A 24,136-nucleotide genomic window follows, 5' to 3' on the forward strand; every position below is an offset into this window, starting at 1 on the left:
GATTCGAACGGAGCCACTCCCCTAGCGAGTCTCTGAGGAACGGATGCTTCGGCTACGCGCCGGCGGACTCGTCGAGCGCCCGCTCGAGCCGCTCGATCTTGCCGTCGATCTCGCCGGAGTAGCCGGGCCGGATATCGGCCTTCAGCACGAGAGACACACGCGATCCGAACGGCATCACGGCCTCGGTCGCCCGACGCACCACATCGAAGACCTCATCCCACTCCCCCTCGAGCTCGGTGAACATCGAGCTCGTGCGATGCGGCAGTCCGGAGTCACGCACGACGCGCACCGCGGCGGCGACCGCGTCGTGAACCGAGCCATCCGCAGCGGCGCCGGAGTCCGACGAGCCGCCGGGCGTTCCGCTGGGGGCTACTGAAAAGGCAATGAGCATGATTCTCCCGAGGATCAGCGAGCGGACACGAACCGGCGAAGGTCGCGCTTGCGCGCGTTGATCTTCGCCGCGGAGCGAGTCGGCACCCGAACGAGTGCCGTGACGGTGAAGACGAGCAGAACGATCGTGATGACGTTCCGAGCGGTCAGAAGAGCGACCGGGACGGGCTGTGTGTTCAGCACCCCGCCGTAAACGATCGGGTAGACGACCTGCGTCAGCGCGGCGCTGACCAGCGACAACGCGGCCACCGTGCTCGCGCGCGTCCGATCCAGCACGATCCAGAGGACGAGCGGCGCGATCAGCCAGGTCTGGAACTGGGGCGAGCCGACCTTGTTGAACACGATCAGCACGAGAACCACGGCGAGCGCGAGGGGCGGCATGAGACGCACGTATGACGCACCACGCCAGGCCTTGTACGCGCCCAGCCCGGCGACCCCCGCCACCGCCGCCGCCAGCAGGGGCGTCATCACGGCGATCACGATGTCGACGTTCGGACCCGTCACCTGAAAGGTCAGGATGTCGTTGTCATAGAACGCGAAAGAACCCGGAACCCCCGCGACGGCCTGCCAGAGATAGAAGGTGCTGACGGGCGCCTCGAGTTGCAGACCCCGTCCGGTCTGCTCGCCGATGAAGTCGAAAGCATGGCCCGAGCCGCCGAGCACGATGATCCCACCGAGCACGAGGGCGGTGACGAGGGCGGCCGAGGCGATCACGGTCAGGCGCCGACGAAGGGCGACCACGGCCGCGGCGATGAGTGCGGCCGGCCAGATCTTCATCCAGGTCCCGACCGCCAGCAGCGCCGTCGCCACGGCGGGCCGACCCGCGAGCCACAGCAGACCGGCAACGGCCAACGGCACGGTGACGGCATCGATCCGATACATCCCGATCGGCCCGAGCAGCAGCGCGTAGGCCAGCCAGAACCAGGCGGCGGAGACGCGGGCACGAGACCGGGCGCGTCCGATCAGCAGGGCGAACGCGATCGCGTTCAGTGCCGTCACGAGGATCGACCACGCGATGATGTAGCCGCCGAGCCACGCCAGGGCACGCGCGAAAATCATGGGCACGAGCGCGAGCTGCGGATACACGAACGGCGTCGTGATACCGACGATCTCGCGCCCATCGACCGCGGCGTCGGCCCACGGTTCGTACACGAGGTAGACGTCGCCCATGGGCTGGTTCGGCAGAACCCAGCCAAAGACCGCGACGACCAGATGCACGACGGCGAAGGCGACCCACAAGACAGTGCGGTGCTTCATCCACTCCCGCCACAGCCCACCCGACACCCGCTCATCCTAAGCGCGCGTCCCCTGCGCTCACGTCAGTGCGACAACAGCGCCCAGACGGCCGGGATCGCCTCGGCGACCTCGAGCGCGACGAGCGGATGTCCCCGCCCGGCGCCCCGACGGCGTTCCGGCTGATCGGTTCCGTCGTCGAGCGGCGGCAGTCCTGAGGCGATCCGACCCGCAGCACCGTGCAGCCACACCGCGGATACCGCCAGCGGCCCGAGGGTCTCGGGGTCGTCGATCGCGGCCGAACTGCGCGCCGCGACCAGCGCACCCACGACACCGGCCAGCACGTCGCCCGTGCCCGCGGTCGAGAGCCAGGGCGCCCCGGATTCGACCAACCCCAGCCATCCGCCCGGTGTCGCAACCCACGTGCGCGCACCCTTGAGCAGCACCGTTGCGCCCGTCTCGGCGGCGGTCTCGCGAGCGGCGGATGCGTCATCCGACCATTCCCGCGAGAGCCCGAGCTTCACCCGCAGGCGGGCCAGTTCTCCCCGATGCGGGGTCAGCACGCATGGCGCCGTCGCTCCTTCGACGCCGAGTGCTCCCGCGTCGACGACGACCGGTTCCGCACCGCCCAGGATGTCGGCGAAGCCCGGATCCTCATCCGCGTCGCCGTCGGTCCCGCGAGCGGGCATTCCCGACCCGATCACCCACGCCTGAACCCGGCCCGTTCCACGCACCGTCTCGGGTCTCCGTGCCAGCACCAGGGATGCCGCGGCATCCGGTCCGACGTACCGCACCATCCCGGCGCCCGCGCGCCATGCGGCCTCGACACCGAGCACCGCCGCGCCCGGGTACCGGGCCGAGCCCGTTCGCATTCCGACCACGCCGCGGGAATACTTATCATCGTCGTCCGTTGGGCTCTGCAGGTGCGCGGCCGTCTCGGCTGCAGACCATGGCGACGGATGCGACATCCCCACACGTTACCGCCGCGCCATCTCCCGAGGAGCCCCTGTGAGCCTGCTGTTCCAGCCCATGACCATTCGCGCGACCGAGATCGCCAACCGGCTGTGGGTCGCCCCCATGTGCATGTACAGCGCGGAAGAGGGCGTGCCGAACGACTGGCACCACGTGCACCTCTCCCAGTTCGCATCCGGCGGCGCGGGCCTGGTCGTCGCAGAGGCGACCGCCGTCGTGGCCGAGGGACGAATCTCGCCGCGCGACACGGGCATCTGGACAGACGAGCAGCGGGATGCCTGGGCCCCCATCGTCGCGTCGATCCACGCCCGCGGCGCCGCGGCGGGCATTCAGCTCGCCCACGCCGGCCGCAAGGCGTCGACGTGGTGGCCCTTCGCCGGTCGCGGCCACGGCAGCGTCGCCCTCGACGAGGGTGGCTGGACGACGTTCGCTCCCTCGGCCCTCGCCTACCGGGGGTACGCCGAGCCTCGCGAGCTCGATGCGTCCGGCATCGACGCCATCGTCGAAGGGTTCGTCTCCGCCGCGCGGCGTTCGATCGAGGCCGGGTTCGATGTCCTCGAGATCCACGCGGCCCACGGCTACCTCCTGCACGAGTTCCTCTCACCGCTCAGCAACCAGCGCACCGACGAGTACGGCGGCAGCCTCGAGAATCGCGCCCGCCTGTTGCTGCGGATCGTCGCCGCAGTGCGGGCCGAGGTCGGCGACGCGGTGCCCCTGTTCGTGCGTTTCTCGGGCACGGATGCCGCCGAGGGCGGCTGGAGCGTCGAGGAGACGGCGACGGTTTCCGTGTGGGCCGCCGCAGCGGGCGCCGACCTGTTCGACATCTCGAGCGGCGGATTGGTCGCGCACCAGCAGATCGTGACCGGCCCCGGCTACCAGGTTCCTCTCGCGGCCTATGTCCGTCGCGAAACCGGGTTGCTCGTGAGCGCCGTCGGCTCGATCACCGAGGGTTCGCAGGCGGAAGAGATCCTGCAGCAGGGCGACGCCGACGCGATCTTCGCCGCGCGCGAGTGGCTTCGCGACCCGCACTTCGGCCTGCGCGCCGCCGTCGAACTCGGCGAGGGCGCCGACCTGTGGCCGGCGCAGTACGCTCGCGCAGCACTCATCCCGGCACGCTCCGCCTGACCCGCGGATCAGGCGGGCCAGAGATCACCCCAGGTCGTCGACGAATCCGCGTAGTTCGCGGGCGAACAGCTCCGGCTGCTCCCATGGCCCGAAGTGGCCTCCTCGCGGCATCTGCGCCCACCGACGCACGTCGAAATATCTCTCGGCATAGACGCGCGGCGCCGGGTGGATGTCTTTCGGGAAGATCGCGAATCCGGCCGGAACGGGCGCCGCACCGGTCGTGCCGGGCGGGTGCAGGGCCGAGTCGCGGTAGTAGCGCGCCGCCGAGGCGGCCGTGGACGTGACCCAGTACAGCGTGATGTCATCCAGGAGCTCGTCGGGCGTAAATACGCTGAACACGTCACCGCCGTTGTCGCTCCAGGCGCGGAATTTCTCGAGGTACCACGCCGCCAGAGCGATCGGCGAGTCGGTGAGGGCGTACGCGAGCGTCTGCGGCTTCGTGCGCTGCAGCAGGGCATAGGCGCCCTCGGTCTGGCTCCACTCGGTCATCGAGTCGGCCCAGGCCTTCTCGTCGTCATCGAGGGATGCCGGGTCGAGGGTGTAGCGGTGCCAGAACGGCACATCGCCGAGATGTACCCCGATCACGCGATCCGCATGGCGATGAGCGATCGTCTCCGCAATCGTGCTGCCGACGTCACCGCCGTGCACCACGTAGCGGTCGAACCCGAGCTCCCTCATCGTGGCGGCCAGCAGGTCTGCGACGTATGCCGAGCCCGAGCCCGGTTGTTGGGGTCGGTCGGAGAACCCGAATCCGGGGATGCTGGGCACGACGATGTCGAACCGGTCCGCGAGCAGCGGCAACGCCTTTTCGAACCGCAGGAAAGAGTCGGGCCACCCGTGCACGAGCAGAAGCGGGGTCATTCCCGGCGTTCCCGCACGGATCGCGTGAACCGCGGGACTTCCGATCCGCACGTGTTCGAGAGCGTTCAACCGTGCCTCGGTCGCGCGCCAGTCGTATCCGTTCGTCCACCGATCGACGAGCGTCCGCAACGCCGTGGGGTCGGTCCCCCACGACCAGTCGTCCTCGACGACCGAATCGGGCCATCGCGTGCGTGCCAGACGATCAGCGAGGTCATCCAGGACGGTTTGCGGGACGTCTATGCGGAACGCGGTCATGCCGCCACGCTAGACCCCGCCGCCGACGTCCCCGCCGAAATGCGACAGCGACGCGCGAACGACGCAACTCAGCGCCGGCGTGTGGCGTCCTGCACCTCTCCGACGAGCTCCTCGATGATGTCCTCGAGGAACAGCACACCGGTCGTTTCACCCCGCTGGTCGCGGACTCGCGCCAGATGGCGACCCGTCCGACGCATGGTCGCGAGCGCGTCCTCGAGGTCGGTCGTCTCTTGCACCGGAACCATATGGTGGATGCGTTTGGCGGGCACGGGCCGATCGAGTCGCTCATCCGGGACATCCGCTGACCGCAGGACGTCCTTCAGGTGGACGTATCCGACCGGCTCACCCGCGGCATCCACGATGACGTAGCGCGAGAAGCCGTGCACCGCGACGGCTCGCTCGATCTGCGCCGGCGTCGTCGTTTCGGGCAGGGTCACGAGCTGGTCCAATCGCACCGCGATATCGCGCGCCTTCTTGTCGGTGAACTCCACCGCCGCGGCGAGCGCGCCCGACGAGTCGTCGAGCACGCCCTCGCTGGTCGACTGGCTCACGATCGTGGCCACCTCGTCGAGCGTGAATGTCGACGCGGCCTCATTCTTCGGCTCGACCCGGAACAGGCGCAGCACGGCGTTCGCGATCCAGTTGAGGGTCGCGATCACCGGGTGGAAGAGCTTCGACACCCACACGAGCGGCGTCGCGAGGATGAGCACCGCGCGGTCGGGTACCGAGAACGCGAGGTTCTTCGGGATCATCTCCCCGAACACCACGTGCAGGTACGACACGATCAGCAGCGCCACGACGAACGCGACGACGTCGACGACGGCTTCCGACAGCCCGGTCAGCCCGAACGGCACCGCCAGGAGGTGGTGGATCGCCGGTTCCGAGACGTTCAGGATCAGCAGCGAACAGATCGTGATGCCGAGCTGCGACGTCGCGAGCATGAGTGTCGCGTGCTCCATCGCGTAGAGGGCGGTCTTCGCGGCGCGCGACCCCTTCTCCGCGAGCGGCTCGATCTGCGAGCGTCGGGCCGAGATCACGGCGAACTCGGCGCCGACGAAGAAGGCGTTGAACGCCAGGAGGACGACCAACCAGACGATTCCTGCCCAATCGCTCACGAGGCACCCCCGCTCTTCGTCGCGGCGCCGCGACCATTCGGTTCCGTCCCGCGGCCTCGCAGGATGCGCTCGGCTCCCGTCGTCTGCGATGGCTCGCTATCGAGTCCATCGGCGTCGCTGGGGTGAGGTGTGAAGCGGATGCGGTCGACGCGGCGTCCATCCATCCGCTGTACGGCGAGCACACCGTGGTCGGTTTCGACCGTGTCGCCCGGCGCGGGGATGCGCTCGAGGCGGCTCATGATGAACCCCCCGATCGTGTCGTAGACCTCGCCCTCGGGGACACGGATGCCCGTGCGATCCTGTAGTTCATCCGGTCGCCAGTTCCCGGGGAACGTGACCGAGTCCTTGCCGCGGACGAGGCCCGCGCGGCTGCGGTCGTGCTCATCCGACACCTCGCCGACGATCTCTTCGACGAGGTCCTCGAGGGTGACGACACCGGCCGTTCCGCCATACTCGTCGACGACGATCGCGAGCTGGTAGCCGCGGGCACGCAGCTCGGCGATCAGGACATCGAGGTGCACGGTTTCGGGCACGCGCAGCGGTTCCGTGGCGAGGGCGGCGGCCGGGACATCCGCTCGCTTCTCGCGCGGCACGCTGACGGCCGCCTTCAGGTGCACGACGCCCACGATGTCGTCGAGCGAGTCGCCGATGACGGGGAATCGGCTGTGGCCCGTGCGACGTGCGAGCTGGATGACATCGTCGGCGGAGTCGTCACGCGCAACAAAATGCATGCTCGGGCGAGGGGTCATGACGTCGTCGGCCGTGAGCCGCGAGAACAGGAGCGTGCGGTTCAGGAGCGAGGCGGTGTCCTGCTCGAGCAGACCCGCGCTCGCGGAGCGCCGGACGAGGGACGAGAGTTCCTCGGCCGTGCGGGCGCCCGACAACTCTTCTTTCGGCTCGATGCCGATGGCACGCAGAACGCCATTGGCCGAGCCGTTCAGCAGCACGATCGCGGGGCGAAACACCATCGTGAATGCCACCTGGAACGGCAGCACGAGCTTCGCGGTCTGTCGCGGCAGCGCGAGAGCGAAGTTCTTGGGCACGAGCTCGCCGAGGATCATGGAGAAGATCGTCGCGACCGAGATGGCGACGATGACCGCGATCGGCGAGACGAGGGCCTCCGGCATCCCCCATCCCGTCAGCACGGGACGCAGCAGGCTCGAGAGCGCGGGCTCCATCGTGTAACCCGTGAGGAGCGTCGTGAGCGTGATGCCCAGCTGCGCGCTCGAGAGATGGGTCGAGGTGATCTTCAGCGCGCCGATCGTGAGCGACAGGCGGGATTCACCCCGCTCGCGCCGCGCCTCGAGGTCGGCACGATCCAGATTGACGAGGGCGAACTCGCTGGCCACGAACAGGCCGGTGCCCACGATGAGCAGAAGCCCCACTCCCAGCATGACCAACTCGTACGTCACGCGTCGACCCTCGCGGGTTCGATCGGGCGGTGGGGCGAGCGTCTACAACTGGGGGGGTCGTCCATCGTGGGGTCGAGTTTACCCGAGGTCCGCGTGGCCGCGCCCGCCGAGTGCACGACTTCGCGCCCGCACCCCACCCCACGGCGCCGAGCGCGCCCGCGCACCACGATGGCGCCACTACCCGGCATCCGCTACGTCGATCGATGGCGCGGATGCCGCAAACAGGCGCCGACGTGTGACGACCCCCTCGCAACGCGACCACGGCCCTAACCGTCCTCCCCATCACCCTCCGCAGCCACCTGATCGCCGTCCGCCGCATTCGGGGAGCCTGAGCGAATCCCGCAACGCCATGATCGAGGCGTGACAGCAGCCCGGATCTTCCCGATCGAGATCATCCGCCGCACCGACCGCGACGAACCCATCGATGATCGCAAGCTCAGAAGGCTCTTGGCCTCGGGCGAGTGGACTCGAATAGCGCCGGGTGCATTTGCACGAACGTCCGATTGGCGGTCAGGAACACCTCTTGACCGGCATCGCACCCGGGTATCCGAGGTCGCGCGCAGGATGCGCCGACCGGCAGTTCTGTCGCACTTCGCTGCCGCCTCGATCCACGGGATAGATGTTCTGGGTCCTTGGCCGCAGCTCGTCGACGTGACGGTGCCGCGTTCATCGGGCGGACGCTCGAGCGGAGACGTCCGTCGCCGCACTCGAGAGCACGGTGAGCCGGAGACTCAGCCGTGGGGCCGACATCGCGTGACAACGCCAGCCCAAACGGCGCTCGACCTCGCTCGCGCTCTGCCCTTTGTCGACGGAGTCGCCGTCGTCGACCAAGCCATCCGTCAGGAACGGCCGGGCGGCGCGCTCACGACGCGCGCCGAGATCGAGCGACTCTGGGAACTCGACAATCGACACCGCGGGAACCCTCGCGCCCTCCGGGCCATCAGCTTCGCGAATCCGCTCGCCGCTAACGTTCGCGAGTCGCAGAGTCGGGTGCTGCTTGCGCGGCTGGGTTTCCCTACGCCGCGCCTTCAGGAGCGGCGGGTCCTGCGCTCGGGACGGCTCGTCTTCGGCGACTTCTACTTTCCGACCTACGACCACTGGGCTGAGCTCGACGGTCGAGGGAAGTACCGCAGCCCGGATTTCGGTGCAGATCGAGACCCCGTCGCGATCGTCATTGATGAGAAGAACCGCGAGAACGAAATTCGCCGGGAGGTGCGCGGATTCAGTCGGTGGGAACCCGTAGACGCGGACAATGCGCGTGTGTTGTACGACATCCTCACGTCCGACGGGCTGCCGAGCTGCCTGCCCCGACCATGATCGCCGCGTCCGGCCCCAGACATCGCGCAACATGACGGCGCCAGTTTGCCGCATCCGCTACGTCGATCTATGGCGCGGATGCCGCGAACAGGCGCCGACGTGTGACCGGATGCTTCGGAGGGACCCGGACGTGTGAAGCCCCCGCTCACCAGCTGACCGGGAGCGCCTTGCCTTCTTCGTAGCCCGCGGCGGACTGCAGACCGACGAGGGCCCGGTCGTGGAACTCCGAAACCGTCGCCGCCCCCGCGTATGTAAAGGACGACCGCACACCCGACGTGATCATGTCGAGCAGATCTTCGAGCCCGGGACGGAGCGGGTCGAGGTAGATCTTCGACGACGAGATCCCCTCGGCGAACAGCTCCTTGCGGGCAAGCTCGTACGGGTCGAGGCGCCCGAACCGGTCGTGCACGGCCTTGGTCGAGGCCATCCCCCACGACTCCTTGAACACCCGGCCATTCGCGTCCGCGAGCAACTCACCCGGCGCCTCGATCGTGCCGGCGAACCACGAACCGATCATGACGGATGCGGCACCCGCCGCCAGCGCGAGCGCGACGTCGCGGGGGTACCGCACACCACCGTCCGCCCAGACGTGCGCACCCATGATCCGCGCTGCCTCGGCGGTCTCGAGCACGGCCGAGAACTGCGGGCGCCCGACCGCCGTCATCATGCGCGTCGTGCACATGGCACCCGGCCCGACACCCACCTTCAGAATCGACGCGCCGGCCGTCACCAGATCGTGCACACCCTCTGCGGTGACGACATTGCCCGCCGCGATCGGGATGTCGAGTCCGAGCTCGGCCACCGTCCGGAGCGCCGCGAGCATCCCGTCCTGGTGTCCGTGCGCGGTATCCACGACGAGCACGTCGACTCCGGCCGCCGCGAGCGCCTTGGCCTTGGCTGCGACGTCCCCGTTGATGCCCACGGCCGCCGCGACGGCCAGGCGTCCCGATGAATCGAGGGCGGGCCGATACAGGGTCGAGCGCAGGGCGCTCCGGCGGCTCAACGTTCCGACGAGGCGCCCGTGCCGCATGACGCAGACCACGTCGACACCGGCGGCGACGATCGTGTCGAAGGCCGCACGGGGATCCTCGACATCCTCCGCCTCGAGCGAGGGCGTGTCACCTCGCGCGAGGTCTCCCAGCCGAGCGTCCGGCAAAGCTGTGGCCAGCCGGGACGCCGGAACGATGCCCAGGATGTCCGCTGCCGAAACATCCTCGCCACCGTCGGCGACCACGATGCCGTGCCCGGGCGTCGCGGGCAGGATGCGCAGCGCTGCCGCGACGGTCGCCTCGGGCGGCAGCACGAGTGCGGTGTCCCACAGCACGGGCTGACGCTTGACCCAGCGGATAGCAGCATCCAGTTCCTGCAGCGGGATGTCCTGAGGCAGCACGCCCAAACCACCCCGGCGGGCGAGCGTCGCGGCGAGGCGAGCACCTGTGACCGAGTTCATGTTGGACGAGACGATCGGGATCGTGGCCGGGGTGCCATCGTGCGGTGCCAGGTCGACCTGGAGGCGACTGGTGACCGCCGAGTGCCGTGGCACCAGGAAGACATCCGAATAGGTCAGATCCACCATTGGCCGCTCACCCGAGAATTCCATGCTTCCACGGTAGCCACTTGGGCCCGCCGCGGGGCACGAACGACGGCCTCGTCCGCGGCGGGTCTCTGGGATCTGAGATAACCTAGGTGTTCGTGCGCGTGGGCCACGAAGAGGCGCTGCGCGACGACCTTCATCGATGAAAGAGGGCGATCCAGCGTGTCGAGCCAGGTGACAGGCGTCGGGACTTCGAACGAGGGAGAGTTCGGGGCCAACGAATGGCTCGTCGACGAACTCTACGAACAGTTCAAAGTCGATAAGAACTCCGTAGATAAGGCGTGGTGGCCGACTCTGGAGGCGTATCACCCGGTCGATGTCGACGACGCATCGGATGCATCTGCTTCTCCGTCGGCCGCGAGCACCGCCCCGTCGGCATCGAGCTCCGCTCCGCAGCAGTCGGCCGCAGTGGCCGCCGAGCCCGCCGCATCCGAACCGAAGAGCGAGCCGCGACCCGTCACGGCGCCCATCCCGGTGATCGGCGCACAGCCGGTTGCACGCACGACGACGCGCCCGGCATCACCGCAGCCGATCCCCGCGCAGGCGCCCGAGAAGCCCAAGGCGGCCCCGGCCCCCGAGCCGCTCGAAGAAGACACGATCACGCCGCTGCGCGGCATGCCGAAGGCCCTCGCGGCGAACATGGACGAGTCGCTGACCGTCCCGACCGCCACGAGCGTCCGCACGATCCCGGCGAAGCTGATGATCGACAACCGCATCGTGATCAACAACCACATGTCCCGTACCCGCGGCGGCAAGGTCAGCTTCACGCACCTCATCGGCTGGGCCATCATCCAGGCGCTGAAGGACTTCCCGAGCCAGAACGTCTTCTATGCCGAGATCGACGGCAAGCCCTCGGTCGTGGCGCCCGCCCACATCAACCTGGGCATCGCGATCGACATCCCCAAGCCCGACGGAACCCGCGCCCTGCTCGTCCCGAGCATCAAGCGCGCCGAGTCGATGACGTTCGGGGAGTACCTCGGCGCCTACGAAGAGATCGTGTCGCGCGCCCGCAACAACAAGCTGACGGCGGCGGATTTCCAGGGCACCACGATCTCGCTCACCAACCCCGGCGGCATCGGCACGGTCCACTCCGTCCCACGCCTCATGCGCGGCCAGGGCTGCATCGTCGGCGCCGGCGCGCTGGAGTACCCGGCCGAGTTCCAGGGTGCGAGCGAGAAGACCCTCAACGAGCTCGCGATCGGCAAGACGATCACGCTCACCAGCACCTACGACCACCGCGTCATCCAGGGCGCCGGTTCGGGCGAGTTCCTGAAGAAGGTGCACGAGCGCCTGATCGGTCAGCACCACTTCTTCGACGACATCTTCGCCGCGCTCCGCATCCCGTACGCGCCGATCCACTGGGCCGCCGACATCAACGTCGACATCGCCGAGCGGATCGACAAGCAGGCCCGTGTGCAGGAGCTCATCAACTCTTTCCGTGTACGCGGACATCTGATGGCCGACATCGACCCGCTGCAGTACGAGCAGCGCACGCACCCCGACCTCGAGATCGAAGAGCACGGGCTGACGTTCTGGGACCTCGACCGCGAATTCGTCACCGGTGGTTTCGGTGGCAAGCGGATGGCGAAGCTGCGCGACATCCTGGGCGTTCTGCGTGACTCCTACTGCCGGACGATCGGCCTGGAGTACATGCACATCCAGGACCCGGGCCAGCGCCGCTGGTTCCAGCAGAAGGTCGAGATCAAGTACACCAAGCCGACCCACGACGAGCAGCTGCGCATCCTCAGCAAGCTCAACGAGGCCGAGGCATTCGAGACCTTCCTGCAGACCAAGTACGTCGGGCAGAAGCGCTTCAGCCTCGAGGGCGGCGAGTCCTTGATCCCGCTGCTCGACGAGATCCTGCAGGGCGCCGCGGGCGCCGGGCTCGATGGAGCCGCGATCGGCATGGCCCACCGCGGCCGCCTGAACGTTCTCACCAACATCGCCGGCAAGACCTACGGTCAGGTCTTCCGCGAGTTCGAAGGCAGCGTCGCGCTCGGCAACAAGCGCGGCTCGGGCGATGTGAAGTACCACCTCGGCACCGAGGGCACCTTCATCGACGACCACGGCGTTGAGCTTCCGATCTACCTCGCGGCCAACCCGTCGCATCTCGAGACCGTCGATGGCGTGCTCGAGGGCATCGTGCGCGCAAAGCAGGACCGCAAGGCCATCGGGACGTTCTCGTGGCTGCCGATCCTCGTTCACGGCGACGCGGCTTTCGCCGGTCAGGGCGTCGTCGTCGAGACCCTGCAGATGTCGCAACTGCGGGGTTACCGCACGGGCGGAACGATCCACGTGGTCGTCAACAACCAGGTCGGCTTCACCACGCTCCCGCAGGACGGGCGCTCGTCGGTGTACGCCACGGATGTCGCCAAGACCATCCAGGCGCCGATCTTCCACGTCAACGGCGATGACCCCGAGGCCGTGACGCGCGTCGCGCAGCTGGCCTTCGAGTACCGCGAAGAGTTCCACCGCGACGTCGTGATCGACCTGGTCTGCTACCGCCGACGCGGCCACAACGAGGGCGATGACCCCTCGATGACGCAGCCGCTCATGACGAACCTGATCGAGGCGAAGCGCTCGGTCCGTCGGCTGTACACCGAGTCCCTCGTCGGCCGCGGCGACATCACCGAGGAAGAGTACGAAGAAGCCAAGCGCGACTTCCAGGATCGCCTCGAGATCGCCTTCGCCGAGACGCACGCCGCCGAAACCGGTTCGCACGGTGTCATCACGGATGCCGATGCCGAGGTCGAGGAACTGACCTGGGGCGACATCGAGACCACCGGGGTCGCAACCGATGTCGTGCACCTGATCGGCGATGCCTTCGTGAACAAGCCCGAGGGCTTCACGGTGCACACGAAGCTCCAGCAGCTGCTCGACAAGCGCTACGACATGAGCCGCAACGGCACCATCGACTGGGGCTTCTCCGAGCTGCTCGCCTTCGGATCGCTGCTGCTCGAGGGCACCAACGTGCGCCTCGCGGGTCAAGACTCGCGCCGCGGCACCTTCGTCCAGCGCCACTCGGTGCTGCATGACCGGGCCAACGGTCAGGAGTGGATCCCGCTGACGAACCTGAGCGATCGCCAGGGGCGCTTCTGGGTCTACGACTCGTACCTCAGCGAGTACGCCACGATGGGCTTCGAATACGGCTATTCGGTCGAGCGGCCCGACGCACTCGTGCTGTGGGAGGGACAGTTCGGCGACTTCGCCAACGGAGCCCAGTCCGTCATCGACGAGTTCATCACGTCGGCCGATCAGAAGTGGGGCCAGCAGTCGAGCGTCGTGCTGCTGCTGCCGCACGGCTACGAGGGCGCAGGCCCCGACCACTCGTCGGCCCGCATCGAGCGGTTCCTGCAGATGTGCGCGCAGGACAACATGACGGTCTCGCGCCCGTCGACGCCCGCGTCATACTTCCACCTGCTGCGCCGTCAGGCCTATGCGCGTCCGCGCCGCCCGCTCATCGTCTTCACCCCGAAGGCCATGCTGCGTCTGCGCGGTGCGACGAGCCCGGTCGAGGCGTTCACGTCCGGCCGGTTCGAGCCGGTGCTCGACGATGACCGCGGCATCGAAAAATCACAGGTCAAGAAGGTCCTGCTGCACGCGGGAAAGACTCACTGGGACCTGCGCGGCGAGCTCGAGAAGAATCCCGACCCCTCGATCGCGCTCGTGCGCCTGGAGCAGTACTACCCGGCGCCGATCGACGAGTTGAAGGCCGTCATCGCCGGATACCCGGGTGCCGAGCTGGTGTGGGTTCAGGACGAGCCCGAGAACCAGGGCGCGTGGCCGTTCATCGCACTCGAGGTGGTCAAGCATCTCGAGGGCCGCACGATGAGCGTCGTTTCACGCAGCGCCGCAGCCTCGCCCGCGACGGGCTCGCCGAAGGTCCACGCGATCGAGCACGCCGAGCTGATGAAGAAGGCCCTCGCGCCGGCCCAGTAGTCGTTCGGATTCGTCGTTTCGACTCGCGTTGCTCGCTCAACGACCGGGATGTCCTCGGTCGTTGAGCGAGGCCCGCAAGGCCGAGACGAAACGGCCCGCGCCTCGCCCTCAGTACCAGATGCCGAGCGCCGGCGCGGTGTCGCCCGAGAACGCCCTGCTCAACGCACGCACCGCGTCGTCCTCCCCGGTCAGCTGACCAGCCGAGCGCAGAGTCGCCGCGTGCACTCCCCCGAGGTAGAGCGCTGCGAGGGATGCAACGGGCATCGATACCTGCGGCGTCGCGTCTGTGGGCGTGACCCGGGCCTCGCCATCCGTCCCGATCTCGAGCATCCATGTCCCCTCTGCGAAGCCGAGCGGATCGCTCACCGCGATGACATGCGTTCCCGCGGCAGCGTATCCGCGCCCCGCGAGAGCGCCGGGAACGTCGAGAATCCGCAGCCACTCGTGATCGTGAACCGAGACGTGGGCACCGCGTCGATCGGCGAGCAGCCACGGGAGCGGCTCGTCGACCGACCGCAACGACGCCCGAACGCGCGACACGAGATCGTGGCGCAGGACGAAACCCCAGAGCGCGCGGTACGCCTCGTCACCATCGGCCACGAGATAGGTGATGTCGAGCGTGTGGCGCGCCATGTCGGCCGGGTCCTCAGTCAGGCGGTAAACAACCGCACCGCGCACGACGCCTTCTGCGTCGGCGTAGCGCACGACGCGCGTGCGGCCCGGCTCCTTCGAGCCACCCGCAATCATCGCGAACTGGCGCCATCGCCCCGTCCAGCCATCCACATCGCCCGGCCGCGTCACGCGGACGCGCTCGTGCAGGTCTTCCAGTAGCGCCACGGCCTCTTCCCGGCGGACGTAGTCGAACGATCCGGGCACGTCGCCGCCCCGCCATCCGGCCCGGCGTGTGTCGATATCCCACGTCGTCGCCTCGACCGCGGGGGCGAATCCGAAGCGGCCATAGATCGTCGCCTCAGAGACTGTCAACCCCGCGACGGCCACTCCTGCGTCGCGGGCGGTGCGCAGCTCGCCCTCGAGCATCGCGCGCGCAATGCCTCGACGCCGCCGGGCCGGCGACACCGTAACGCCACTGATCGCCCAGAACGGCGTCACGCGGTCGCCGGGTACGGAGAGCTCGCCGACCCACGAGTTCACCGTGGCGACAGGAACCTGCGGATCGAGCCCAGCCTCGTCGTAGACGCCAATGCGGCGGCGGTAGCCGATCGACTCCCCGAACTCCCGCGCTTCGTCATCCGTCGGCTCTTCGCCGAGGAATCCGCGCGCCTCGGCGGTCGAATACGCTCGCAATGCTTCGGGATCTGCCGGGTCGACCAGGCGATACAGCAGTGCGCGCTGCGCGAGCGCAGCCGTGGATATTTCGTCGAGGGGAAGGGTGCGGGCGTCTGTGCGTGCCATCCTTCGAGGCTACCCGCCCACCCAGATACCGCTTCTAGTGGTGGGCCGCCTGGACGGTGCGCAGCTTCGCGAGCACCTGATCACGAAGGTCTTCGGGCGCGCTCTCGCGGCAGGCCCGCGCCAGGACATCGGTGAGGGTCTTGGCAACGAGAGCCTCGTCGCGGCATCCGGGGCATTTCTCCAGATGCTCGCGAATGTCGGCGTGCTGCGTCTTGCACACTTCGTTTCGCAGGTACTCCTCGAGGTCTCGCCTCGCCTGGTCACAACCGCAATCGGTCATTTCTTCGCTCCCGGACTGGCGGAGACGATGCCCCGCTCTTGTGCGTATTCGGCCAGCATTTCGCGAAGCAATCGCCTTCCACGGTGAAGGCGGCTCATGACTGTGCCGATCGGTGTCTTCATGATGTCGGCGATCTCCTGATAGGCGAAGCCCTCGACATCCGCGAGGTACACCGCCAACCGGAAGTCCTCCGGGATAGCCTGCAGGGCGTCTTTCACGACGGACGCGGGCATGTGATCGATCGCTTCGGCCTCGGCGGATCGGTTCGTCGACGCGGTCGTCGACTCCGCTCCCCCGAGCTGCCAGTCCTCCAGGTCATCGATCGTGCCCTGGTACGGCTCGCGCTGCTTCTTGCGATACGTATTGATATAGGTGTTGGTGAGGATGCGGTAGAGCCACGCCTTCAGGTTGGTGCCCTGGTGGAACGTGGCCCACGAGGCGAAAGCCTTCACGAACGTCTCTTGCACCAGATCCGCAGCATCCGCGGGATTGCGCGTCATCCGCATGGCCGCGCCGTAAAGCTGGTCCATGAACGGAAGCGCCTGATCCTCGAATTGGGCGCGTGCGATCTGCGCCGGCGCGACGTCGACCTCTGGTTCAGGCTGCTCGTCCATGACGTCCCAGTCTAGGCGCGCCAGAACGAGCGACGCAGGAGTGCGTTCCATCGTCCGAATCATCGTGTCCTCTCGGGGCTCGATAGAGTAGAACCCGATGACACCGCACGGCTATTCCCCTCGCGCCGACGAGACATCTTCTGATGCGCCTCAGCCCACTGCCTGGCGAGCGCCCGTGGCCGTGTCACCCCTCGATGCGCGCCTGTCGATTCCTGGTTCGAAGTCGTTGACGAGTCGCGAACTGGTCCTCGCTGCGTTGGCCGACGGACCGAGCCGTGTCCTCTCTCCCCTGCACTCACAGGACTCCGAGCGGATGGTCGGGGCGCTGCGGGCACTCGGCGCACAGATCGAGCCGTCGCCCGGCGAAGGTCCGTTCGGTGACGACTGGATCATCACGCCCCCCGCCCCGTTCGCCGGTGGCAGCGAAATCGACTGCGGCCAGGCTGGCACGGTGATGCGCTTTGTCGCACCCCTCGCCGGCTTCGCGCACGGAGACGTTCGGCTGACGGCGCACGAGACGGCCCTTCACCGCCCGATGGGCGAGCTGATCCGCGCCCTCCGGGATATCGGACTCGACATCGACGACGGCGGTCACTGGTCGCTCCCGTTCGTCGTGCGCGGCCACGGTCACGTGCGGGGCGGCGAGGTGCACATGGATGCATCCCGCTCGAGCCAGTTCGTGTCGGGTCTGCTGCTCGCGGCACCGCGGTTCGACGTCGGGCTGCACCTCATCCACACCGGCGAGCGGTTGCCGAGCCTCCCCCACATCGAGATGACGATCGAGGCGCTCGCGCACCGCGGCGTCCACGTGGAGCGCCCCGCGCCGAACGAATGGATCGTGGCCCCGGGCGCCGTCCGGGCGAAAGACGTCACGATCGAGCCGGATCTGTCGAACGCGGCACCCTTCCTGGCTGCGGCGATGATCGCGGGCGGGTCAGTGACGATCGCGGGTTGGCCGGCCCACTCCACGCAACCGGGCGCGCTGCTCGGCGACCTGCTGCACCGCGCGGGGGCGCGCGTCGCCCGCCGCGGCGGTGCTTTCACCGTGACCCGCACAGCACCGCTCCGTGGTTTCGACGTCGATCTGTCCGCGGCCGGAGAGCTCGCCCCCACGATTGTGGGACTCGCGGCTCTCGCCGACGGCCCGTCGAACATCACGGGCATCGGACACATCCGTCTGCACGAAACCGACCGGATACGCGCTCTCGTCGATGGACTGAATGAGCTCGGCGGTGAGGCGAGTGAGTTGCCCGACGGCATCCGCGTCGTGCCGCGTCCGCTCCACGGCGGCCTGTGGAAGTCGCACCATGACCACCGGATGGCGACGACCGGCGCCCTGCTCGGTCTGAGCGTTCCGGGCATCAAGATCGACGACCTCAGCGTGACCGCCAAGACTTTGCCGCAGTTCGAACAGCTGTGGAACAGCATGCTCGCGGGCTCGTCCGCGGCGCCCAGCGCGCCCGAGTAGACGATGCGTAAACGATGAGCGGCTCGGATCCGCACTGGTGGGATTACGACGACGCCGAAACGGACGAAACGGACGAGCTCGACGAATCCGACATCCGGATGCGTCCGAATCCCAAAGCGAATCGACCGCGCAGCAAGCGACGCCCCGCTCATACCGACGCGGAGATCGGTCGCGTTATCGGCGTGGACCGCGGCCGCTACTCGGTACTGATGCGCGAAGACGCCCCCGACGAGCACGAGGTGTCCGCCGTTCGGGCACGGGAGCTGCGCAAGCAGCCGATCGTCACGGGCGACCGGGCTCGGGTCGTCGGCGATACCTCCGGTGACGAGGGGACACTCGGCCGCATCGTCGGCATCGAGGAGCGGACGACCCTGCTGCGGCGGTCGGCGGATGACACCGACCAGGTCGAGCGCATCATCGTCGCGAATGCCGATCAGATGCTGATCGTCGTCGCGGCCGCGGATCCCGAACCCCGTACCCGCCTCGTCGATCGCTACCTGGTGGCGGCGTTCGACGCGGGCGTCCGCCCGATGCTGGTCGTCACGAAGACCGACCTCGCCGATCCCGCCGAATTCCTCAGCCACTTCGAGGGTCTCGACGTCGAGGTCTTCACCAGCGCGCAGGGCGAGGTGCCGATCGAGCGCATCGGTGCGGCGCTCGTCGGACACTCGACCGTCTTCGTCGGTCATTCGGGGGTCGGCAAATCCACCCTCATCAACGCCCTCGTGCCGAGTGCGAAGCGCGCGACGGGGCACGTGAACGAAGTCACGGGGCGCGGGCGCCACACCTCATCGTCGACGGTCTCGCTGCGCTACGTCGGGGATGCCGGACGCGGATGGGTCATCGACACCCCGGGCGTCCGTTCCTTCGGCCTCGGCCACGTCGACCCGGCCAACATCCTGCGCTCGTTCACCGACCTCGACGAGATCGCGAAGGACTGCCCCCGCGGGTGCACGCACCTGCCGGATGCGCCGGACTGCGCGATCGCCGAAGCTGTTGCCGAAGGACGTCTGGGGCCCCACGGCGCCGCACGGTTCGATTCCCTGCAGCGCCTGCTGTTGACCTTCGGAAAGGTGGCGGGACGCGAGCGGCACCCTACGCTGGACGAATGAGCACTGCACGCCTCGAGCCCGGTACGCCCGCCCCCGACTTCACCCTGCCCGACCAGGACGGCACCCCCGTTTCGCTTGCCTCGCTGCGCGGCAAGCGCGTCGTGCTGTTCTTCTATCCGCGCGCGATGACCCCCGGCTGCACGACCGAGGCGTGCGACTTCCGCGACAGCCTCGCCCCGCTGCACGCCGCGGGTTATGTCGTCCTCGGAATCTCGCGCGACGAACCCGCGACGCTCCGTGAGTTCCGCGAGCGCGACGGGCTGACCTACGACCTGCTGAGCGACCCCGATCACTCGGTCCACGACGCCTACGGCGCCTGGGGCGAGAAGCAGAACTACGGAAAGACGATCGAGGGCGTCATCCGCTCGACCTTCATCCTGGACGAGGACGGACGGGTCGACCAGGCCCTCTACAACGTCAAGGCGACGGGGCACGTCGCCCGCATCCGCAAGCTCGTCGGCATCGACGCCTGAGCGGCACGCGGGGGCTTTACGTCGGGTGATTTACGAGTCGGCGGGCTGCGCGTCCCGTTGACCCGCCGCGCGTGCGGCTGCGATCACCAGGATCAGCGTGATCACCGCGGGAACGGCAAGCGCGAGCGCCACGAGCGGGTGAGCGTAGGCACCGGTGGCGGCGCCGAGCGCCACCGCGAGGATCAGCAGCTGCGCGACGATAGCGCCCGAGCGGCCCCATCCGCGATCGCGCAGGATCGCGATCGCGAAGGCGAAGAGGGCAACCGCGGCGATGACGGTCATCAGGATCAACGCCCAGGCGGTGCCCAGATCCGTCGTGTCTCCCGCGATCAATGACGGCATCATCCATCCCGCGAGCGCGGCTACGGCGATTCCCTCGAGCCCGACGAGGATCGCGGCGGCCCACGTTGTGGCATTCGCTTCGATCGGCTGCGGCGCGGTGGCTTCTGGTTGCATTTCCCTACCTCACCGCTCCCTGTGCGCCCGATCTATTGTGAAGAACCACCAAGCCACTGGGCCGATGCTCAGCATCCTGCACAGAATTCACGCACTCGACCCTTGATCGGACCGAAGCCGTGTGGGACGATGGTGAAAGCCATGTGCTCCCACAGCGCCGTGGGGCGAGCATTCTGCTCGCACCTACCAGGGTAACGGACCCGAAACCGATCTCTGAGCACTCGCTCACAACCCACCACGCAACAAGGAGCATCTGCATGGACTGGCGCGACAAGGCCGCATGCCTCACGGTCGATCCCGAACTGTTTTTCCCGGTTGGCAACACCGGGCCGGCGGTCGACCAGATCGAGAAGGCGAAGGCCGTTTGCGCCCGCTGCACCGTGACGGAAATCTGTCTGCAGTACGCCCTCGAGTCGGGTCAGGACTCCGGCGTCTGGGGCGGCCTGTCCGAAGACGAGCGACGCGCACTCAAGCGTCGCGCCGCGCGCGCCCGCCGCGCCTCGTAACCCGGCTCAGCCCCTCGGCCTGTCGATCCACCGCAGCGGAATGTCGATCGTGACTTCCGTTCCGCTGCCCATGATCGTGTGCCAGTCGATCGTGCCTCCCAGCTCACCCTGGATCAGCGTGCGAACGATCTGCGTGCCGAGCCCGCGCCCGACCTGACCCTCGGCCAGGCCGACGCCGGTGTCTCGAACGCTCACCTTGAGTCGCGACGACGACCGCTTCGCCTCGATCTCGACCTTGCCTTCGCGACCGGCAAGGCCGTGCTCGACGGCGTTCGTGACGAGCTCGGTGAGCGCGAGCGCGAGGGGCGTGGCGTACGCGCTCGGCAGCTTGCCGAACGTCCCCGTCGAGCGTGTCTGAGCGCGCGTACCCGCGCCCGCGGCCACCTCGGCGACCAGCTTGAGCACGCGGTCGAACACCTCGTCGAAGTCGACGGTCTGCGTCAAACCCTCCGAAAGCGTGTCATGCACGACAGCGATCGCCGACACACGACGCATCGCCTGGACGAGAGCCTCGCGCGCTTCTTCGGAGTGGGTGCGGCGGGACTGGATGCGCAAGAGGGATGCCACGGTCTGCAGGTTGTTCTTCACCCGGTGATGGATCTCGCGGATCGTCGCGTCCTTGGTAATGAGTTCCTGCTCCTGGTGGCGCAGCTCCGTGACATCGCGGCAGAGGACGATGGCGCCCGAGCGCTCACCGTTCTCGCGGAGCGGGATCGCGCGAAGCGACACCGTCACTCCGCGCGCCTCGATGTCGGCCCGCCAGGGCGCACGACCCGTCACGACGAGCGGCAGTGATTCGTCGATCGTCTCCTTCGCGGGAAGGATGCGGGTCGTCACCTCGCTGAGCGACTCACCTTCGAGCTCGTCGTCGAATCCGAGACGCCCCCACGCGGAGAGGGCATTCGGGCTGGCAAAAGTTGTGGTGCCGTCGACATCCAGACGGATGAGTCCGTCGGATGCGCGGGGCGCACCCCGCCGCGGCCCGGTCGGGGCCGACAGGTCGGGGAAGTCTCCGCGCGCGATCATGCCGAACAGATCGTCGGCGCAGTCGTTGAAGGTGATCTGCTGTCGGCTGGGCGTGCGGGCCTCGCCGAGGTTCGTGTGTCGTGTCAGAACCCCCAGGACCACCGCCGGGTGGCCCTCGCGTAGCGGGCCACGAACGATCGGCACCGCCCGCACCCGGGTCGGCGTCTCTTCGAACCAGTCGGGCGAGGCCGAGTCGATGATGCGGACACCGTGCGCCGCATCCTGCACCTGGGTTCGCCACTGCGGACGCACCTGGTCACCGACGATATCGCGGTAGAAAAGCGTGGCCGCTCCTGATGGACGGGTGTGAGCAACGGCAATGAACGAGTCATCGCTGGTCGGCACCCAGAACACGATGTCGGCGAAGGCGAGGTCCGCGAGCAGCTGCCCGTCACCCGCGAGGCGATGCAGCCATTCGATGTCATCGGCGCTCGAACGGCCCTGGGCGGAGACGAGTTCACTGAGGGTCGGCACCGATCCAGCCTATGCCGTGAGCCGCTTATCCCACCCCTTGCCCCGGCCGTGAGAGACGCGGGAGAACACCGATGGCCGTCGCGCCGCATGCCCTTCGTTCCCGCCGCCGATCGTCGCATCGTGCGCCGCACTGTGGCGGTCATCGTGCCTCAGAACCGGCATCAACACGTCGCCCGTGAACCGGCGCATCGCGCCCACCAGAGCAGATCGGGGCGCGACGGCCACGATGGGCTGAGCCTGCAGCACGGCGGCGTCCGCCGCGCGCTGATCCTCCGGCAAGAACGCCACGTCGCGGATGCCCGCGAACCGATCGAGCGTCCGCCGGATCTGGCCACGGGCGTCGAGACCGAGACCGCCCGGCCGCAGCCGATTTGCGAGGACGAGCACCGGTGTTGATCCCGCGATCGCGCGTAGCTCGGCGTATCCCCGCACGAAGCGGGCGACACCGACGGGGTCGGCCGTGCAGACCGCCACGATGACGTCCCCGGAGCGCAGCGCAGCGATCGTCGCGGCATTGCGGCGCGGACCCTCGAGATCGTGCATGAGCTCTTCGTCCTGTTCGACTGGCGCCGCCACATCGACGACCGTGTATGGCGCCCAGCGCCGTGCGGCCTCCAGCGCGATCGTGACGCGATCTGCCGCGAGTTCCGGCCATCGGCCCCGGCGGTTGATTCCGCACAGCACATCGACGCCGGCGCCCGCCACCCGAACCGGTGCGCTGATGCGGGCGAGCTCCCGCTCATCGAGCGTGCCGAGGCCCGCCTGGCGACAGGCCGAGGGAAAGCCTGGGCCCTCGTCGGCGAGGCCCAGTGCCAGCGCGAGCGACGGAGCGTGCGAGTCTGCGTCGATGAGTGCTGTCCCCGCTCCCCCGCGGGCCAGCTCGAACGCGAGCATACTGGCGACGGTCGAGCGGCCCGGCGCCCCCTCGGGGCCCCAGACCACAACGACACGTCCCGCCGCGGCACTCGGGATGAGGTCATCCTCTCGAACCACGCCCCGAACGGCGGCCGCGATCTCTTCCGCCCGTGGCGCCACGAGGGAGGCGGCTAAGCCGAACGCCGCGGCGACCCGCTCGCCGTCGGCGTCGCCCGCGAGCGTCACGATTCGGATCCCTCGCCGATCGCATACCGACACCAGATGGGAGCCGAGAGTGCGGCGGTCAGCCGCCAGAACGAGTACGTCGACTCCCTCGAGTACCTCGAGAGCGCTCACGAGATGTGGGTCCTCGAGCACGACCGGATCGATCACCGTTTCGATGCGAACACCCGTTCGCTCGAGTTCCACCGCGAGTCGCTCACCACGGTGACCCGCGACGGCCAGCACCACCCGCGGACTCATGCGCCGCCCGCCGCCGGGACGATCGACAGCGCGGCCGAAGCCGCGACAGCCTGCAGCACAGCCGCGACATCCGATCGCGGTACAACGAGTTCGAGCGACGAGCCGCGGGCCCCCAGCAGGCTGTCGGCCTCTTCGACCGCGGCGACCGTCGCGTCGGCGACGAGGATGGCGGGGGTGCCGAACACGCCCTGTTCCAGAACCGGCGACGCCCACAGTTCAACGACGCTCCCGGCGACAACGTCCGACGGCACTGCCGTCGTCGTTTGGACGACGACCGTCGTCACCCGCGCGCGCACCCCGTCTTCGAGCGCGCTGACGGGCACGAGCTCACCTTCGGTGACGGTACGTGTTGCGAGGGAACCGGGGACCAGGGCATCCGGGCTGAGGTAAACACCCTCGGCAGCCCCGAGCGACGCCTCGACGACCCGCAGATCGGCGGCCGTCACTTCGTCCCCGGGCACGATCGTGCGCGCCGCCGCGAATACGGGAACCGTCTGCCGGGCGACCGTGACCGTGGCCCACACACCGGTGACCGAGGCGACGATGAGCCCCAGGCCGACGAAGAATCGCACGTCGTTCCAGAATGCGCGCGGGCGCCGCGGTGGGCCGTCGAGAACGGTCATATCGATCCCCCATGGTCTTGCGGCGTGTGGCGGCGAGTCGCCGCGGCCTGTGGCTGTGCGTCGATGTCTGGACGCCGATCGGCGCTCCGCACCATCGTCGCCGATCCCGCTGCAACGCCCCCGTGGTTATCCACAGGATG

21 protein-coding genes are annotated in these 24,136 nt (G+C 68.3%); 7 read left to right on the forward strand and 14 right to left on the reverse strand.

Features of this window, described 5'->3' with window-relative positions:
- Positions 1 to 52 precede the first annotated feature (52 nt).
- The 3 genes from CGU34_RS10485 to CGU34_RS10495 are packed head-to-tail and all read right to left on the reverse strand — an operon-like array spanning position 53 to position 2,495.
- Complete coding sequence (locus tag CGU34_RS10485; RefSeq protein WP_036302000.1) at positions 53 to 391, reverse strand: thiamine-binding protein; 339 nt, start codon at positions 389 to 391, stop codon at positions 53 to 55.
- Between the two features lie 14 nt (positions 392 to 405).
- Positions 406 to 1,674: a hypothetical protein gene (locus CGU34_RS10490; protein WP_232711636.1), complete on the reverse strand. Its 1,269-nt coding sequence runs from the start codon at positions 1,672 to 1,674 to the stop codon at positions 406 to 408.
- A gap of 35 nt (positions 1,675 to 1,709) precedes the next feature.
- Positions 1,710 to 2,495: an ADP-dependent NAD(P)H-hydrate dehydratase gene (locus CGU34_RS10495; RefSeq protein ID WP_332870623.1), complete on the reverse strand. Its 786-nt coding sequence runs from the start codon at positions 2,493 to 2,495 to the stop codon at positions 1,710 to 1,712.
- 136 nt (positions 2,496 to 2,631) lie between these two features.
- On the opposite strand from CGU34_RS10495, the gene CGU34_RS10500 reads away from it, so the two are divergent.
- Positions 2,632 to 3,720 (forward strand): NADH:flavin oxidoreductase/NADH oxidase, encoded by a 1,089-nt coding sequence (locus tag CGU34_RS10500; protein WP_036301996.1) that lies wholly within the window; start codon positions 2,632 to 2,634, stop codon positions 3,718 to 3,720.
- 24 nt (positions 3,721 to 3,744) lie between these two features.
- Here CGU34_RS10500 and CGU34_RS10505 read toward each other — a convergent pair whose 3' ends face one another.
- The 3 genes from CGU34_RS10505 to CGU34_RS10515 form a co-directional block, all read right to left on the reverse strand.
- Entirely contained in the window at positions 3,745 to 4,836 is a 1,092-nt protein-coding gene (locus tag CGU34_RS10505; RefSeq protein WP_036301994.1) for an epoxide hydrolase family protein, read from the reverse strand.
- A gap of 68 nt (positions 4,837 to 4,904) precedes the next feature.
- Positions 4,905 to 5,951, reverse strand: a complete 1,047-nt coding sequence (locus CGU34_RS10510) for a hemolysin family protein (protein ID WP_036301992.1) — start codon at positions 5,949 to 5,951, stop codon at positions 4,905 to 4,907.
- Positions 5,948 to 7,345 carry a hemolysin family protein gene (locus CGU34_RS10515; RefSeq protein WP_081766491.1) on the reverse strand — a complete coding sequence of 466 codons (1,398 nt, stop codon included), beginning with the start codon at positions 7,343 to 7,345 and terminating at the stop codon, positions 5,948 to 5,950. Before CGU34_RS10515 ends, CGU34_RS10510 begins: the two co-directional genes overlap by 4 nt.
- Before the next feature lie 771 nt (positions 7,346 to 8,116).
- Here CGU34_RS10515 and CGU34_RS10520 point away from each other — a divergent pair.
- Entirely contained in the window at positions 8,117 to 8,680 is a 564-nt protein-coding gene (locus tag CGU34_RS10520) for a hypothetical protein (protein WP_036302020.1), read from the forward strand.
- 145 nt (positions 8,681 to 8,825) lie between these two features.
- Here CGU34_RS10520 and CGU34_RS10525 read toward each other — a convergent pair whose 3' ends face one another.
- Positions 8,826 to 10,280 (reverse strand): GuaB1 family IMP dehydrogenase-related protein, encoded by a 1,455-nt coding sequence (locus CGU34_RS10525; RefSeq protein WP_100814064.1) that lies wholly within the window; start codon positions 10,278 to 10,280, stop codon positions 8,826 to 8,828.
- Between the two features lie 156 nt (positions 10,281 to 10,436).
- Between CGU34_RS10525 and CGU34_RS10530 the strand changes: the two genes are divergently transcribed.
- Positions 10,437 to 14,213, forward strand: coding sequence for a multifunctional oxoglutarate decarboxylase/oxoglutarate dehydrogenase thiamine pyrophosphate-binding subunit/dihydrolipoyllysine-residue succinyltransferase subunit (locus tag CGU34_RS10530; RefSeq protein WP_100814065.1), 3,777 nt, complete (start codon positions 10,437 to 10,439; stop codon positions 14,211 to 14,213).
- Positions 14,214 to 14,321: 108 nt separating this feature from the next.
- On the opposite strand, the gene CGU34_RS10535 is transcribed toward CGU34_RS10530, so the two are convergent.
- Genes CGU34_RS10535 through CGU34_RS10545 form a run of 3 tightly spaced genes read right to left on the reverse strand, consistent with a single transcriptional unit; the run spans position 14,322 to position 16,571 of the window.
- Positions 14,322 to 15,626 (reverse strand): GNAT family N-acetyltransferase, encoded by a 1,305-nt coding sequence (locus CGU34_RS10535; protein WP_036301986.1) that lies wholly within the window; start codon positions 15,624 to 15,626, stop codon positions 14,322 to 14,324.
- 34 nt (positions 15,627 to 15,660) lie between these two features.
- Entirely contained in the window at positions 15,661 to 15,906 is a 246-nt protein-coding gene (locus CGU34_RS10540; RefSeq protein ID WP_036301984.1) for a zf-HC2 domain-containing protein, read from the reverse strand.
- Positions 15,903 to 16,571, reverse strand: a complete 669-nt coding sequence (locus CGU34_RS10545) for a sigma-70 family RNA polymerase sigma factor (RefSeq protein WP_036301982.1) — start codon at positions 16,569 to 16,571, stop codon at positions 15,903 to 15,905. Before CGU34_RS10545 ends, CGU34_RS10540 begins: the two co-directional genes overlap by 4 nt.
- Before the next feature lie 46 nt (positions 16,572 to 16,617).
- Between CGU34_RS10545 and aroA the strand changes: the two genes are divergently transcribed.
- The 3 genes from aroA to bcp are packed head-to-tail and all read left to right on the forward strand — an operon-like array spanning position 16,618 to position 19,573.
- Complete coding sequence (gene aroA / locus CGU34_RS10550; RefSeq protein ID WP_100814066.1) at positions 16,618 to 17,988, forward strand: 3-phosphoshikimate 1-carboxyvinyltransferase; 1,371 nt, start codon at positions 16,618 to 16,620, stop codon at positions 17,986 to 17,988.
- Positions 17,989 to 18,002: 14 nt separating this feature from the next.
- Positions 18,003 to 19,100, forward strand: a complete 1,098-nt coding sequence (gene rsgA, locus CGU34_RS10555; RefSeq protein WP_100814067.1) for a ribosome small subunit-dependent GTPase A — start codon at positions 18,003 to 18,005, stop codon at positions 19,098 to 19,100.
- Complete coding sequence (bcp, locus tag CGU34_RS10560) at positions 19,097 to 19,573, forward strand: thioredoxin-dependent thiol peroxidase (protein WP_036295597.1); 477 nt, start codon at positions 19,097 to 19,099, stop codon at positions 19,571 to 19,573. The genes rsgA and bcp overlap by 4 nt, the downstream gene beginning before the upstream one ends.
- A 30-nt stretch (positions 19,574 to 19,603) precedes the next feature.
- On the opposite strand, the gene CGU34_RS10565 is transcribed toward bcp, so the two are convergent.
- Positions 19,604 to 20,029 (reverse strand): histidine kinase, encoded by a 426-nt coding sequence (locus tag CGU34_RS10565; protein ID WP_100814068.1) that lies wholly within the window; start codon positions 20,027 to 20,029, stop codon positions 19,604 to 19,606.
- A gap of 257 nt (positions 20,030 to 20,286) precedes the next feature.
- Between CGU34_RS10565 and CGU34_RS10570 the strand changes: the two genes are divergently transcribed.
- Entirely contained in the window at positions 20,287 to 20,535 is a 249-nt protein-coding gene (locus CGU34_RS10570) for a WhiB family transcriptional regulator (protein ID WP_036295594.1), read from the forward strand.
- A 6-nt stretch (positions 20,536 to 20,541) separates the two neighbouring features.
- Here CGU34_RS10570 and CGU34_RS10575 read toward each other — a convergent pair whose 3' ends face one another.
- From CGU34_RS10575 to CGU34_RS10585, 3 genes are read right to left on the reverse strand one after another with little or no spacing between them, the layout of a single operon-like run.
- On the reverse strand, positions 20,542 to 22,035 hold the full coding sequence (locus CGU34_RS10575; RefSeq protein ID WP_036295592.1) for a sensor histidine kinase: 1,494 nt from the start codon (positions 22,033 to 22,035) through the stop codon (positions 20,542 to 20,544).
- 9 nt (positions 22,036 to 22,044) lie between these two features.
- Positions 22,045 to 23,373, reverse strand: coding sequence for an AAA family ATPase (locus CGU34_RS10580; RefSeq protein ID WP_144237967.1), 1,329 nt, complete (start codon positions 23,371 to 23,373; stop codon positions 22,045 to 22,047).
- The gene (locus tag CGU34_RS10585; protein ID WP_100814069.1) at positions 23,370 to 23,996 is read right to left on the reverse strand and encodes an SAF domain-containing protein; all 627 of its coding nucleotides are present in this window, start codon (positions 23,994 to 23,996) and stop codon (positions 23,370 to 23,372) included. Before CGU34_RS10585 ends, CGU34_RS10580 begins: the two co-directional genes overlap by 4 nt.
- Between the last annotated feature and the right edge of the window lie 140 nt (positions 23,997 to 24,136).

The sequence above is a fragment of the Microbacterium lacus genome (assembly GCF_002812805.1).
GTDB lineage: Bacteria > Actinomycetota > Actinomycetes > Actinomycetales > Microbacteriaceae > Microbacterium > Microbacterium lacus_A.

What these genes read in the sequence shown, in the direction of transcription:
- CGU34_RS10580 (WP_144237967.1), bottom strand. Translation starts at nt 23,373, where the DNA reads ATGAGTCCGCGGGTGGTGCTGGCCGTCGCGGGTCACCGTGGTGAGCGA.
- aroA (WP_100814066.1), top strand. Translation starts at nt 16,618, where the DNA reads ATGACACCGCACGGCTATTCCCCTCGCGCCGACGAGACATCTTCTGAT.
- CGU34_RS10585 (WP_100814069.1), bottom strand. Translation starts at nt 23,996, where the DNA reads ATGACCGTTCTCGACGGCCCACCGCGGCGCCCGCGCGCATTCTGGAAC.
- CGU34_RS10515 (WP_081766491.1), bottom strand. Translation starts at nt 7,345, where the DNA reads ATGCTGGGAGTGGGGCTTCTGCTCATCGTGGGCACCGGCCTGTTCGTG.
- bcp (WP_036295597.1), top strand. Translation starts at nt 19,097, where the DNA reads ATGAGCACTGCACGCCTCGAGCCCGGTACGCCCGCCCCCGACTTCACC.
- CGU34_RS10570 (WP_036295594.1), top strand. Translation starts at nt 20,287, where the DNA reads ATGGACTGGCGCGACAAGGCCGCATGCCTCACGGTCGATCCCGAACTG.
- CGU34_RS10540 (WP_036301984.1), bottom strand. Translation starts at nt 15,906, where the DNA reads ATGACCGATTGCGGTTGTGACCAGGCGAGGCGAGACCTCGAGGAGTAC.
- CGU34_RS10545 (WP_036301982.1), bottom strand. Translation starts at nt 16,571, where the DNA reads ATGGAACGCACTCCTGCGTCGCTCGTTCTGGCGCGCCTAGACTGGGAC.
- CGU34_RS10565 (WP_100814068.1), bottom strand. Translation starts at nt 20,029, where the DNA reads ATGCAACCAGAAGCCACCGCGCCGCAGCCGATCGAAGCGAATGCCACA.
- CGU34_RS10485 (WP_036302000.1), bottom strand. Translation starts at nt 391, where the DNA reads ATGCTCATTGCCTTTTCAGTAGCCCCCAGCGGAACGCCCGGCGGCTCG.
- CGU34_RS10535 (WP_036301986.1), bottom strand. Translation starts at nt 15,626, where the DNA reads ATGGCACGCACAGACGCCCGCACCCTTCCCCTCGACGAAATATCCACG.
- CGU34_RS10525 (WP_100814064.1), bottom strand. Translation starts at nt 10,280, where the DNA reads ATGGAATTCTCGGGTGAGCGGCCAATGGTGGATCTGACCTATTCGGAT.
- rsgA (WP_100814067.1), top strand. Translation starts at nt 18,003, where the DNA reads ATGAGCGGCTCGGATCCGCACTGGTGGGATTACGACGACGCCGAAACG.
- CGU34_RS10505 (WP_036301994.1), bottom strand. Translation starts at nt 4,836, where the DNA reads ATGACCGCGTTCCGCATAGACGTCCCGCAAACCGTCCTGGATGACCTC.
- CGU34_RS10495 (WP_332870623.1), bottom strand. Translation starts at nt 2,495, where the DNA reads ATGCGAACGGGCTCGGCCCGGTACCCGGGCGCGGCGGTGCTCGGTGTC.